We start from the raw sequence: 13,324 nt of genomic DNA on the forward strand, positions 1-13,324 counted from the left end.
CCTGCCGCAATGTTCTCCAAACCGATTTGCTGATAAATAGCCGCTTAGGCCTTTCATTCAGAACCGCATGGGTTGCAATCATGGACAAGCTCGCCGGCATGGCCATGTTCGTCAGGGTGGTGGAGGAAGGCAGCTTCGCCGCCGCAGCAGAGACCAGCCGGGTATCGGCGACAATGGTCGCCAAGCATGTCCGCCAGATCGAACAGCGCCTGGGTGCCCGACTGCTTCATCGCACCACCCGCCGCCACCAGCTCACGGAAGTCGGCAGGCTCTATTACGAACGCTGCAAGACGGCCCTGGCGGAGGTGGCCCTGGCCGAAGCGAGCGCCTCCGAATTGCAGGCCAATCCGCGCGGACGGTTGCGAATGGTCGCGCCGGTGAGCTTCGGCAGCGAAAGCCTGGTGCCGGCCCTGGTCGACTATCTGCAGCGCCATCTCGACGTCACCGTCGATCTCGTGCTCGACAACCGCACCGTGGACCTGATCGGCGAGGGCTGCGAACTCGGCATTCACATCGGCGACCTCACGGACGAAAACCTGGTCGCCCGCCCGCTGAAGCCCTATCGTCGCATCCTGGCCGCCGCGCCTTGCTACCTGGATCGACGCGGGCGGCCGCAGCATCCCCGCGAACTCGGCGATCATGATTGCCTTGGCCATGCCTATTGGCGCACGCAGGGCATCTGGCACCTTGTCGGCCCGGATGGGGAGACCTGCACGGTGAATATCGGCGGCCGCTTCACCACCAACCAGGGTTCGGCGCTGCGCGTGGCGGCGCTGCATGGGGCGGGCATCGTGCTCCAGCCGGAACTGCTGCTGATCAACGACATCGAGGCCGGCCGGCTCGAGCCCGTGCTGCCGCTCTGGTCCTATCGCCCCACGCCGATGCATCTGGTCTACGCGCCGGATCGTCGGCCGACGGCCATGCTGCGCAGCGCCATCGACTTCCTGCTGGCCCGCTTCGGCTGACCGAAAGGCCGTCAGGCCTTGCCGATACCCGGCAAGGATAGCACGGCCCGGGAGAAGGCCTTGCCCCGTTCCTCGAAATTGCGGAACTGGTCGAAGGAAGCGCAGGCCGGGGAAAGCAGGACCACGGCCTCGTCGAGGCCGGACGCTGCCGCATCAGCAGAGGCCAGCGGCACCGCCTTTTCGATCGTCTCGGCCCGCACATAGGGTACGTGCCCTTCAAGCGTCGCCGCGAATTCGTCCGTTGCCTCGCCGATCAGATAGGCCTTGCGGATCTTGGGAAAATACTTGGCCAGGGACTCGATGCCGCCGGTCTTGGGCTTGCCGCCGGCGATCCAGTACAGGGTCGGGAAGGATGACAGGGCCTTGGCCGCGGCATCGGCATTGGTGGCCTTGGAATCGTTGACGAACAGCACGGGGCCGAGCCGACCCACCTGCTCCATGCGATGGGCTAGGCCCGGGAAGCTACGCATGCCGGTCTTGATCTGATCCAGTGTCAACCCACCTGCGTGCGCTGCCGCCAGCGCCGCGCAGGCATTCTGGGCATTGTGCGCGCCACGCAGGGAGCCGATACCGGCCAGGCTCGCCACCTCGACCGCCCTCCCCGCTTGCGCGGAAAACAACCTGTCGCCAATGGCATAGACACCATCGCTCAATTGTCTCTCGACCGAGATGCGGACGGGCCGGCCACCCTTGGCTTCGATCTCGTCGGCGATGGCAGCGCACCAGACATCGTCGACGCCGACGACCGGCGTGGCCGCGCCTTCGACCAGGCGCGCCTTCACGGCCGCATAATGTTCCAGCGTGCCGTGGCGGTCGAGATGATCCTCGGTGACATTGAGCAGGATGGCGACGGAGGGATCGATGCTCGGCGCCAGGTCGATCTGGTAGGAGGAGCACTCGACGACATAAACTCTTTCGATCCCTTGCACCTTGTCGGGCGACGGCGGCTCCAGCGACAGGATCGCCGTGCCGATATTGCCGCCGAGCTGCACGTCGCGGCCGGCGGCCGCGAACAGATGCGCGATCAGCGCCGTGGTGGTGGATTTGCCGTTGGTGCCGGTGATGGCGATGAAGGGCGCGCCCGGCGCCCTCGCCCGGCGCTCGCGCACGAAGAGCTCGATATCGCCGATCACTTCCACCCCATGCGCAGCGGCAAGCTTGACCGACCAATGCGGCTCGGGATGGGTGAGCGGCACGCCGGGCGACAGGACCAGCGCGGCGACGGAGGACCAGTCGACCTCATTGAGGTCACGGACGTCAAGCCCCTTGTCGGCGGCGGCCTTGCGGCCGGCCTCGCCATCGTCCCAGACGATCGGCCTGGCGCCCCCGGCGGCGAGAGCCTCGGCCGTCACCAGGCCCGACCCGCCGAGGCCGAAGACGGCGACAGCACGGTCGCCGAAGGAAGTGATCGGGATCATGACGATCTTTCGTCCTATCTGAGCTTGAGCGTGGCAAGCCCGAGCAGGGCCAGCACCACCGCGATGATCCAGAAGCGGATCACGACCTGCGGTTCCTTCCAGCCGAGCTGCTCGAAATGGTGGTGGATCGGCGCCATCTTGAACACGCGCTTGCCGGTATAGCGGAACGACAGCACCTGGATGATCACCGACAGGGTTTCCGCCACGAACAGGCCGCCGACGACGAGCAGCACGATCTCATGCTTGGTCGCCACGGCAATCGAACCCAGCATGCCGCCGAGAGCGAGCGAGCCGGTATCGCCCATGAAGATCTGCGCCGGCGGCGCATTGAACCAGAGGAAGCCGAGCCCCGCCCCGATCATGGCGCCGCAGATCACCGCGAGCTCGCCGGTGCCGGGCACGAAATGGAGCTGCAGGTAATTGGCGAAATTGGCGTTGCCGACGAGATAGGCGATGACACCGAAGGTTCCGGCCGCCACCATCACCGGCACGATGGCAAGACCGTCCAGGCCGTCCGTCAGGTTCACGGCATTGCCGAAGCCCACGATGATGAAGGCACCAAAGACCACGAAGAAATAGGAGAGGTTGATCAGGAGTTCCTTGAAGAAGGGAAAGGCAAGCGATGTCGCCTGCGAGATCGGCGCTCCGCTGCCCCAGAGGAAGCCGAGGAAGCGCGCCCCACCTGCCTGTGCCATCAGGATCACGGCAACGCCGGCGATCAGGAATTCCAGACCGAGCCGCGCCCGCCCGGAAAAGCCCTTATGGCTCTGCTTGGTCACCTTGAGATAGTCGTCGTAAAAGCCGATAGCTCCGAAGCCGAGCGTCACCAGGAGCACGGCCCAGACATAGACATTGGCGAGATTCCCCCACAGCAGGGTCGACACGCCCAGCCCAGACAGGATCATCAGCCCGCCCATGGTCGGCGTGCCTCGCTTGGACAGATGCGACTGCGGGCCGTCGTCGCGGATCGGCTGGCCCTTGCCCTGCTTCACCCTGAGCCAGGAGATGGTCCACGGCCCGAAGAAGAACACGAACAGCAGCGCCGTGAAGATCGCCCCACCGGTCCGGAAGGTGATGTAGCGAAACAGGTTGAGGAGCTCGAAATGTTCGCTGAAGCGACTCAGCAGATAGAACATGGAAATCCTTTCAACCTCAGGCGTTTCGTCGGTAATTCTAGCCGTAATTTGTCCCGGGATTTGCGTCGCTGATACCAGCCCGTATGGCGATCGCCTCGCCCTGGGATCGCAGGCATCCTCGCCTGCTCTTGGAAGCGTCGCCGCTGGCGGGTGAGGAGAGCAGGCGAGGACGCCTGCGATCCCAGGATGCCATGTCGCACCAAACCGTCCATCATCCGGCCCTCGCCGCGATCGCCTCGCGGGCGACGTCGTGATCGGAGAAAGGCAATACAGTCTTGCCGACGATCTGGCCCGGCTCGTGCCCCTTGCCGGCGATCAGCAGCACGTCGCCCCGCGCCAGCTCTGCGACGGCCGTCTCGATCGCCTGGCGCCGGTCGCCGATCTCGATCGCATCGGGTGCAGCCGCCATGATGGCCGCTCGGATGGCGGCGGGATCCTCGCTGCGGGGATTGTCGTCGGTGACGATGACCTTGTCGGCCAACCTCGTGGCGATCTCGCCCATGATCGGACGCTTGCCGGCATCGCGATCGCCGCCGCAGCCGAAGATCACCACCAGCCTGCCCTGCGCGAAGGGGCGCAAGGCCTCCAGCGCTTTCTCGAGCGCATCGGGCTTGTGGGCGTAGTCGACGAGCACCGGAGCTCCCTCGACGGTACCGACGAGATCGAGGCGGCCCTTGGCGCCCTCGAGGTGCTCGAGGGCAGCGAACACCGCATCCGGCTCGCCGCCGGTCGAGAGGCAGAGGCCCGCGGCGACCAGGGCGTTCTCCACCTGGAAGCGTCCGGCGAGCGGCAGCCTGACCCGATAGGCCCGGCCCTGATAGTCGAGTTCGAGATGCTGGATGAAGCCCTCGATCTCGACCGATTTCAGGCGGATGCCCTCGCCCGTCTCACCGACGCTGAGGATACGCAGGCCCTTCTGGCGTGCGGCAGCCAGCACGGCGCCGGCCTCGGCATGATCGGCTGCCACGACGGCCCCTGCGCCGGCGGGCAGAAGGTCGCGGAACAGGCGCAGCTTGGCTTCGAGATAGGCTTCGAAACTCGCGTGATAATCGAGATGATCGCGCGACAGATTGGTGAAACCGCCGGCAGCAAGGCGCACGCCATCGAGCCGGAACTGATCGAGGCCGTGCGAGGAGGCCTCCATGGCGAGATGGGTGATACCCCGGCCCGCGAGTTCGTCGATCAGACGGTGCAGCTCGACCGGATCCGGCGTGGTGAGGGAACCATAGGTCTCGCCCCAGGGCGCCACGACGCCGACGGTACCGATCGACGCCGATTGATGACCGAGCCTGGCCCAGATCTGTCGCACGAAGGCGGCGACCGACGTCTTGCCGCTGGTACCGGTGACGGCAATGATGGTTGCCGGCTGGCGATCATAGAAGGCTGCCGCGATCTCGCTCAGAGCCTTGCGGGCATTGTCGACCCTGATCAGTGCGACAGGCGCAGGCACGTCGATCGCGGCTTCGGAGACGATCGCCACCGCACCGGCGGCGATGGCCTGCGGGACATAGGTGGCGCCGTCGCTCTTGGTGCCGGGAATGGCGACGAAGACGAAGCCGGGCTTCACCGCGCGGGAATCGGCTGTGATCCCCGTGACCTCGAGCGCGCGGGCATCGGCGGCAAGGGAGCCTTCGGAAACGATGTCGGCGAGGCGCTTGGTCATGAACGTCCTGTTTTCGGCGATTCGGAATCGGCGGCTTTATTAGAGTGCCTATGAGGATTGGCAATGCAGTTTCAATGGCCGATCGATGCATCCCGGCCATGCATCGACCGAACTGCAATGGGCGGATCTTGTGACCCGCCCATCGAATGGCCTATCGAGCCGCCAGCCACGCCATGCTCTGGTTGAGCTGGTCCTTGGGCGCGTAGAGCGGCGGGACCGGATTGGGAACCTCCATGAAGCGGGGTTTGACGCCGAGCAGCGGACCGACACGCTCCAGGATCTTGCCGGTGGTGACGCCGGCGTTCCAGGCGGCCGTGGAGTAGCCATAGGTCTCGGGCAGGCCCTTGGGCTCGTCATAGAGCACGGTGATCAGATATTTCGGCTTGTCGAAGGGAAACACCGCCATGAAGGTGGTGAAGTTCAGGTTCTTGTTGTAGCGCCCGCCGATCAGCTTTTCGGCCGTACCGGTCTTGCCGCCGACCTGGTAGCCGAAGATGTCGACCTTCTTGGCCGAGCCATTGGTGGCGTTGAGGCGCATGATGTAGCGCATCACGTCCGAGGTATGCGGCTTGAGCACCGTCTTGGACAAGGCCAGGGCTTCGTCCTGGTTGCGCTTGATGAAGGTCGGCTTCATCAGATGGCCGCCATTCATCATCGCGCCGACCGCCATGATTGCCTGCAGGGGCGCAACGGTGATGCCCTGGCCGAAGGCGATGGTGGCCGAGTTCAGCGTACCCCAGCGCCGCGGCAGAATCGGCGCGGCGTTTTCGGGCAGCTCCGTCACCAGGCGGTCGAGTTGGCCCATCTGGCGCAGGAAGGCCTGATGGGCGGGCACGCCGAGGCCCAGCGCCATGCGGATGACGCCGATATTGGACGAATAGGTGAACACTTCCGGCAGGCTCAGCATGCGGCGCTGCGGATGGTAGTCGCGAATGGTCCAGCGCCCGATGGTGACGCTGCCGGCTCGGGCATCCAGCATGGAATTGGTGGTGAAGCGGCCCGATTCGATCGCCATGGCCAGCGTCAGCGCCTTGAAGGTCGAGCCCATTTCATAGGTGCCGACATTGATGCGGTTGATCCGGTTGGGATCGAGGGCATCGGCGGGATTGTTGGGATCGAAATCAGGCAACGACACCAGCGAGATCATCTCGCCGGTGGTCACGTCCATGATGACACCGCCCGCGGCCTTGGCCTTGAAATGCTCCATGCCGGCGATGAGCTCGTCGCGCATCACCGCCTGGGCGCGCAGATCGATCGAGGTCTGCACCGGCTTCATCGCATCGGAGGTCGAGGCATAGCCGAGCGCCTGCAGTTCGGAGAGGCCGCGCTTGTTGTCGATATATTTCTCCAGGCCCGCAATGCCCTGGTTGTCGATGTTGACGGCGCCCAATACGTGGCTCACCGTCGGCCCGTTGGGGTAGATGCGCTTGTTCTCGTTGATGAAGCCGATGCCGGGAAGGCCAAGGGCGTAGATACGGTTGCGCTGCTCGGGCGTGATCTCGCGCTTGAGCCAGATGAAGCCCTTGCCGGAGGCGAGCTTGGCCCTGAGGTCGCGAGCATCGAGCTCCGGCATCTGGGCGGTGAGCAGCTCGGTCGCCTCGTCGACGTCGATGATCTTCTTCGGCTCGGCATAGAGCGAGGGCACCTGCACGTCGGTCGCCAGGATCCGTCCGTTGCGGTCGAGGATATCGGGGCGAGCCGCCGCCAACTGGTCGGCCGCCGAGCGGCGTGCATCATATTGCTGGTCGGGAGCGGTGCCGAACTGGGTAAGCCGCGCCATGATCGCCATGTAGATGCAGACGAACCCCACCACGATCAGCACGATGCGCCCAGCGCTCTTCTCGAGCTTGGACAGGCGCCGAGGCGGCGCCTTGGCGGGGCTGGTGGCATCAGGGTTCGCGCCGGTTTCCGGCACCGGCGTGCTTGCCGGATTATCCACGATGGTCCCGTCGCTCATGTTCCCCTCACTCATGGGGTCGATCCTGTGACTTGCGGCGCCCCGGCCAGGCCGAGCCCTTCGAGTTTTTCGGCAATCAGATCGCCTTCACGCGCTTTTTCGGGCAGATCGGCGACATCGACGGACTGGACGACCTTCATCGGCACGAGGTCGAGATGGCGCTTGGCCAATGCGCCGATACGATCGGGCTGGCTCATATAGGCCCATTCGGCCTTGAGCGATTCGATGGCCCGGCGTTCGGTCTCGATGGAGCGGCGGAGTTTCGCCACCTTCTCGGCCTGCAGGGTCGATTCATACTTGATCGAATAGACGCCGATGGCCGAAGCCACCAGCAGGCCGACCAGGATGAGATTGAGAATACGGGTCAACGGCCTCTCCCGGATTGAAGACTTACCTCAGGCAATCCGAGGAAACTGGTGCCGGTGTCACGAGCGGGAGCCTCGCTGCGGACAGCGAAGCGCAGCTTGGCGGAACGGGCGCGGGGATTGAGCTCGGCTTCCGCCTCGCTCGCCGCCAGCGCCCCCCGATGGGTCTGAACGAAGGTCGGGGGTGGCACCGCCGCCACCGGCTGATGGCGCGAACCGCCGGCCTGGCTGCGGGTACGGTCGGCGAAGAAGGTCTTGACGATGCGGTCCTCGAGCGAATGGAAGGTCACCACCACCAAGCGCCCACCGGGCTTGAGTGCCCTCTCGGCGGCCAGCAAAGCCTGGCCGAGCTCGTCGAGCTCGCCATTGACGGCAATGCGCAGGGCCTGGAAGGCACGGGTTGCGGGATGAATGTCGCCGGGCTTGGAACGGATCACCCGGCCACACAGATCCGCCAGTTGCATGGTGGTGAGAAAGGGTTCCTTCTGTCGGTCGGTGACGATGGCGCGGGCCAACGCATGGGCCCGGCGCTCCTCGCCCAGCACCTGGAAGATGCGCGCCAGCGCCTCTTCGGGCAATTGCGCCACGAGATCGGCGGCACTCAGCCCGGCATGCGAGCCCTCGCGCGACATGCGCATGTCGAGCGGCCCGTCCCTGCGAAAGGAAAAGCCGCGGTCGGCTTCGTCGAGCTGCATCGAGGACACCCCGATGTCCAGCACCACCCCATCGACGCCGCCCTCGCCCAGCATGGGAGCGAGCTTGTCGAGATGGGAGAAACGGTCCTCGACCAAAGTCAGGCGTCCCTGCATTTCGGACACCAGCGCCATGCCGTCGGTGATGGCATTGCGGTCGCGATCGATGGCGAGCACCTGCACGTCGGGCGCGGCCGCCAGGATGGCGCGCGTATACCCCCCTGCCCCGAAGGTGCCGTCGATGAAGCGCTCGTTTGCCCTGGGCTCGAGCGCCTTCAGCACCTCGGCGAGCATCACCGGCACATGCCGGGCGGCATCGTTGGCGGTTGCGGAGGAAGCGGGCATCGAACTCTCAAAGGCAGGAATTACAGGCGGAACCGGCCCGCAAATCGGGCAGATTTCTCCAATCCCATTAACGCCCATGAAAGGTTAATGAAGGGTTCGTGGAGCCCGGCTCGTCCCTTGAAAATTCCGTTACGTCATCATCCTCGCCAAGCAGTTGAGCCGCTGCCTTCTCTCCCTGCCTCTTTCGCACTGCCGCAAAGGCGGGCACTATCGCCGCCGAACCGTTTCGACGGTGTGGAGATTCGCAGCCGATGCCCCGACCCGCCAAAGCGCTCTATTGCGCTGCAGCCCTGACCCTCACGCTACCCATGACGGGTGTCTCGGCCGAGGAGAGCCTTGCCAATCTCGATGCCGGCGGGCTGATCGTCGAGCCGGCGGACCAGCTCGAATTGAAGGCGGAGGACATCTTCCTCTCGACCAGGCAGGTCCGGGCTGCCTATCGCTTTCTCAACAAGGCCAGCCAGGACCTGACGCTGACCGTCGCCTTCCCCTTGCCCGAGGTGACCGGCGAAACCGATCTCGATCTGGCCATTCCCAATCCGGCATCACCGAATTTCCTGAATGTCCAGGCCAGGGCCGCCGGCAAATCGGTCGAGACGAATGTGGAACAGCATGCCTTCTTCACGGCCGACGGCGGCAAGGAGAGCGAAATCACCGATCTGCTCAAGGGCATGAACATACCGCTGCTACCCGCCGGCACGACGACGGCCGAGGCCCTCAAGCGCCTGAGCAGCGAAGACCGAGCCAAGCTGAGCACGCCGGGCTACATCGAGCAGGCGGGCGAAAACTGGGTCCCGCTCTGGACCCTGCGGTCGAGGATCGTCCGCCAGCAGGTTCTGGCGGCCGGCAAGGAGATCATCCTGCAATACAGCTACACGCCGAGCGTGGGCTCGGCAGCCGGCCTCTATTTCGACCGCGCCAACCTGACAGGCGAGTCCCTGACGCAATATCAGAAGAAATACTGCGTCAATGAGGGCTTCCTGCGCGCAGCCGATGCCTTGACCAAGCGCCTCACCGCAGCCAAGCCGCAGCCGGGTGAGACCGCACAGGCACCCAAGACCCGCCAGACCTATTTCGGCTATGCCTTTATCGGTGGCGGCCGCTGGTCCGGCCCTGCCGGCCGATTCGGCCTGGTCATCGACAAGGCCTTTCCCGACAATCTGGTCTCCTTCTGTGCAGACGGCGCCAAGAAGGTCAGCAGCACCCGCTACGAGCTCAAGCGCAACAATTACGCGCCGGACCGCAATATCGACATCCTGATTCTCGACAAGAACGTCGCACCATAAACTCCTTGCGGATCACGCTTTTCAGCCGAGAGCGCTGCCGCTATGCACTCGCGGCTTCCTGCTCTTCCGCGGCCAGCTCGGTCACAACCTCGAATTTGCTCAGGCTGTGGCGGCCGAAGGAACTGATCATCGGGACGTCAGCGGCATCGCGGCCACAACCGATCAGGATCCGGCCGATCCGGCGCTGGTTGTGGCGTGGGTCGAAGCTGTACCATTCCCCGCCGAGATAGGCCTGGAACCAGGCGCTGAAATCCATGGCGGCGGGATCGGCAGGCACGCCGATGTCGCCGAGATAGCCATTGCAGTAGCGCGCCGGAATGTTGAGGCAGCGGCACAGCGCAACCGCCAGATGGGCGAAGTCGCGGCATACGCCGACCTTCTGCTCCAAGGCCTGCAGGGCCGAGCGCGTCGCGCTGGCATGCTCGTAGCCAAAGCTCAGATGCGAATGGACGAAGTCCGTGACGGCCTGAACCCGCTGCCAGCCATCGGTTATCTCTCCAAAATGCTTCCAGGCGAAATCGGCCAGGAGATCGGTTTCGCAATAGCGGCTGCCCTGCAGATAGATCAGCGCTTCCTTCGGCAGGGCCATGATGGGCAGGATTCTCGCTCTCTGCACCGCTTTGTCGGGCTCGCCACTGTCGCGGATGATGCCATCGCAATGCAGATGCAGGAAACCATCCTCGACATGGATGCGCCGACTGAGATTGCCGAAACTGTCGATATGGGCCTGGGTCGGATGGTTCGACAAGGCAGAGAGGTCCTGCTCGCGGACGATATCGCCGCGCCGCGATGGATGAACATCGAGGACGGTGATCAGCGTGGTCGGTTGCGAGAACTGCATCTCGATATCGAAACCGTAGCGGATATGCATCTTGGCTTTCCCATGAGCGGCGCCGGCCTGCATCCTCGTCCCGCTGGAGAGGTGGCGGCACGCCGAGGATTGCAGGCTAGCGCCAGGGAACCGACAGCAATAGAAGCCGCTATATCAGCGTTGCTAGTATGGATGCATCAGGTCACTTCAGCTCAAGCGGCGCGGTGCAGCCCTTTGCGAAGCCCCGGTAAATCCGCGCTCGCGCGCCCACACCACCGCGGCAGCCCGGCTGTGCACGCCAGCCTTGCCATAGATGCGCGCAACGTGGTTGCGCACCGTATTGCGGGTGAGCTTCAGGGCCTTGACGATCTGAGCATCACTCAGCCCCTGGCAAAGCAGGCCGAGCACTTCCAACTCCCTCGGAGTCAGGTCGGCGAGTTCCGTGGAAGCTCCATTCGACGCTCCTCCGTCGCGCAGATTGGCCAGTTTCTCGATCACGGTGCGGCTGAACCATGAGGTATCCTGCATCACAGCCTCGATCGCGGACATCAGCTCGACTTCCGATCGCTTGCGATCGGTAATGTCCTGCAGGACGATCAGCACGCAATCCTGGCCCTGGATGCCGACGGTCTCGGCCGAGACCAGGCAATCCAGGCTTTCGCCGTGCCGGCTGCGCAGCTCGAATTCCCTGTTGCGCAGGGTTCCATCGCTTTCGATGTCCCGTTCGAGCTGCCGCCACGATGCACTCGAAGACCAGATCGGCACCAGAGCTATGGGCTTGTCGATCACCTCATCAGGCGCATAGCCCAGCACCACGGCGAAGGCCTCGTTGACGTCCAGTACGCGGAAATCCTTGCGGGCCATCACAATGGTCGGCACGGGGGTCATGCGAAAGGCCCGGGAGAAGCGCTCCTCGCTCTGTCGCAAGGCCAGTTCGGCCCGCCTGCGCGGCTCCATGTCCATGAAGGTAAAGAGCATGCAGGGCTCCTCGCCAACCTCGATGGGCTGCCCGGCAACGATGACCAACTTCGGCTCACCGTCGGCCATGCGCAGGGTGGCCTCGGTCTGCGGAATCGTGCGCCCTTCGCGCAGGGCAGCGATGGCGCTGTCCCGACCGGCGGCATTCTCCAGCACGTCGATTTCATAGGTGGAGCGGCCGAGGACCTCCTCGCGCTTGTAGCCGGTCATTTCCAGGAAACCGTGATTGACCTTCACATAACGCAGATCGGCCAGCCGGCAGATGATCGCCGGCGCAGGGTTAGCCGCAAAAGTACGCTCGAAGCGCTCCTCCGCCGTAAAACGCTCGGTCAGATCCTGGATGACCAGGACATAGGATTCAGGATCGCCGGCGGAATCGGCAAGAGCCAGTCCCCGGAGCTGATGGATGCTGCGCCATCCCTCTTTCCCTTTGGGCGGCGCCGCCTTGACGACTTCGACGACCACATCCTCGAACACCTCTCCCGCCAGGAGGCGATCCAGCGGATATTGTTCGGGAGCCAGCGCGTGGTTGTTGCGGTATTTCAGCAGATAGGTCTGCCGATATTCAGCCGGCGTCCTGCCCAATGCGGCCAGTTCTTCGGCATCATGCAGGTCGAGTGCTCTCTCATTGGCCCAGACGATCCCCCCGGCAGGATCGATCAGCAAGATGCCTTCGGCCAGCCCTGCAATGATCTCCTGGAGCTGCCGTCGGTCCACCTGTCGCCGCAGGATGTTCACATCCGGAACCTCGTTCGCCATAACCCGTTCCCACTTGCCGGCAAGAGCCGCGGCACGCCACTTCTTGTAGGCGGAACCATAGTCCGGAAAGGTATGGGGCGAAAGGAACGGCGCCTGCTGGCAGGCGCCTAAATGACTGCTGCGGGGGAGCGCGTTGCGGCGCTCCCCGCCCTTCTCATTTCTTCAGCGCATCCCGCGCCGCATCCTTGGCGCCGCCCACCGCATTCTGGACCTTGCCCGCCAGCTTTTCGGCCTTGCCCTCGGCCTGGGTCTTTGTATCGCCAGTCACCTTGCCGACGGCCTCCTTGATGGTGCCCTTGACCTGCTTTGCGGCCCCTTCGACGCGATCCTTGTCCATGTCCGTCCTCCTGAGTTGCCACGGCCGGCGCGCCTGCGTCCGGCTACCTTTCCGATTGCCGCATGTCGCGCGCAATCGCGAAAGACGCCATGGCATCAAGCGGCCTGATCCATCTGTATCAGGAGCGGCAAGGCCAATTGTCGATAGGGCCGGGGCGAAGGCTTCGGAAACTCACGCACTGCGGGCAAAGGCCCGCCAGACCAGCAGCACGATGACAGCCCCGACGACGGCGCCGATGAAGCCCGCCTTTTCGCCGATCGTGTACCAGCCGATCTGCTGTCCGAGCCAGGTTGCCAGTGCGGCACCGACCACGCCAAGCACCGTGGTGAGGATGAAGCCGCTGGGATTGTGCTGGCCCGGCGAGAGGAAACGCGCGATCAGGCCAACGATGAAGCCGATAAGGATGGTCCAGACGATACCCATGATGTTACCCGGTTCGAAGTCCGCAGAAACTCGCCGGACCGCCACAGGCGGCTCGTTCCCGAATTCCGCGCGATTTCAACTGACTGCAGCGCCTCCCTGAATCGGAATCATACCCGCTGGGGAAGTCACCCGGCTGCAATGTGGCGGCGTTCGGTGACAAAAACAAGAACGGCCGGGCTCAAGGCCGGA

The 13,324-nt window shown here is 64.3% G+C and carries 12 protein-coding genes; 2 read left to right on the top strand and 10 right to left on the bottom strand.

All coding sequences use genetic code 11. The annotated features are described in order from the left end of the window. The first annotated feature begins 80 nt into the window (after positions 1 to 80). The gene (locus tag ABXS05_RS05905; protein WP_367623234.1) at positions 81 to 965 is read left to right on the top strand and encodes a LysR family transcriptional regulator; all 885 of its coding nucleotides are present in this window, start codon (positions 81 to 83) and stop codon (positions 963 to 965) included. 11 nt (positions 966 to 976) lie between these two features. Here ABXS05_RS05905 and murD read toward each other — a convergent pair whose 3' ends face one another. The 6 genes from murD to rsmH all read right to left on the bottom strand — a co-directional run bounded on the left by murD (position 977) and on the right by rsmH (position 8,541). Continuing rightward, positions 977 to 2,383, bottom strand: a complete 1,407-nt coding sequence (murD, locus tag ABXS05_RS05910) for a UDP-N-acetylmuramoyl-L-alanine--D-glutamate ligase (protein WP_367623235.1) — start codon at positions 2,381 to 2,383, stop codon at positions 977 to 979. A gap of 14 nt (positions 2,384 to 2,397) precedes the next feature. Then, positions 2,398 to 3,519 carry a phospho-N-acetylmuramoyl-pentapeptide-transferase gene (mraY, locus tag ABXS05_RS05915; protein ID WP_311941710.1) on the bottom strand — a complete coding sequence of 374 codons (1,122 nt, stop codon included), beginning with the start codon at positions 3,517 to 3,519 and terminating at the stop codon, positions 2,398 to 2,400. A gap of 211 nt (positions 3,520 to 3,730) precedes the next feature. Next, positions 3,731 to 5,182, bottom strand: a complete 1,452-nt coding sequence (locus tag ABXS05_RS05920; RefSeq protein WP_367623236.1) for a UDP-N-acetylmuramoyl-L-alanyl-D-glutamate--2,6-diaminopimelate ligase — start codon at positions 5,180 to 5,182, stop codon at positions 3,731 to 3,733. A 151-nt stretch (positions 5,183 to 5,333) separates the two neighbouring features. Beyond that, on the bottom strand, positions 5,334 to 7,139 hold the full coding sequence (locus tag ABXS05_RS05925; RefSeq protein WP_367623237.1) for a peptidoglycan D,D-transpeptidase FtsI family protein: 1,806 nt from the start codon (positions 7,137 to 7,139) through the stop codon (positions 5,334 to 5,336). Positions 7,140 to 7,150: 11 nt separating this feature from the next. After that, positions 7,151 to 7,507 carry a cell division protein FtsL gene (gene ftsL, locus ABXS05_RS05930; RefSeq protein ID WP_311941718.1) on the bottom strand — a complete coding sequence of 119 codons (357 nt, stop codon included), beginning with the start codon at positions 7,505 to 7,507 and terminating at the stop codon, positions 7,151 to 7,153. Beyond that, positions 7,504 to 8,541, bottom strand: coding sequence for a 16S rRNA (cytosine(1402)-N(4))-methyltransferase RsmH (rsmH, locus tag ABXS05_RS05935; RefSeq protein ID WP_367623238.1), 1,038 nt, complete (start codon positions 8,539 to 8,541; stop codon positions 7,504 to 7,506). Before rsmH ends, ftsL begins: the two co-directional genes overlap by 4 nt. Before the next feature lie 251 nt (positions 8,542 to 8,792). On the opposite strand from rsmH, the gene ABXS05_RS05940 reads away from it, so the two are divergent. Further along, positions 8,793 to 9,827, top strand: a complete 1,035-nt coding sequence (locus ABXS05_RS05940; RefSeq protein WP_367623239.1) for a DUF4424 family protein — start codon at positions 8,793 to 8,795, stop codon at positions 9,825 to 9,827. A gap of 40 nt (positions 9,828 to 9,867) precedes the next feature. Here ABXS05_RS05940 and ABXS05_RS05945 read toward each other — a convergent pair whose 3' ends face one another. The 4 genes from ABXS05_RS05945 to ABXS05_RS05960 form a co-directional block, all read right to left on the bottom strand. Beyond that, positions 9,868 to 10,698, bottom strand: coding sequence for a transglutaminase-like domain-containing protein (locus tag ABXS05_RS05945; RefSeq protein WP_311941725.1), 831 nt, complete (start codon positions 10,696 to 10,698; stop codon positions 9,868 to 9,870). Between the two features lie 147 nt (positions 10,699 to 10,845). After that, positions 10,846 to 12,375, bottom strand: a complete 1,530-nt coding sequence (locus ABXS05_RS05950) for a PAS domain S-box protein (RefSeq protein ID WP_367623240.1) — start codon at positions 12,373 to 12,375, stop codon at positions 10,846 to 10,848. Between the two features lie 154 nt (positions 12,376 to 12,529). Continuing rightward, positions 12,530 to 12,712: a CsbD family protein gene (locus ABXS05_RS05955; protein ID WP_068282065.1), complete on the bottom strand. Its 183-nt coding sequence runs from the start codon at positions 12,710 to 12,712 to the stop codon at positions 12,530 to 12,532. Between the two features lie 171 nt (positions 12,713 to 12,883). Then, entirely contained in the window at positions 12,884 to 13,135 is a 252-nt protein-coding gene (locus ABXS05_RS05960) for a GlsB/YeaQ/YmgE family stress response membrane protein (RefSeq protein ID WP_068282064.1), read from the bottom strand. Positions 13,136 to 13,324 lie beyond the last annotated feature (189 nt).

It is taken from the genome of Labrys neptuniae (assembly GCF_040797145.1).
Lineage (GTDB): Bacteria > Pseudomonadota > Alphaproteobacteria > Rhizobiales > Labraceae > Labrys > Labrys neptuniae.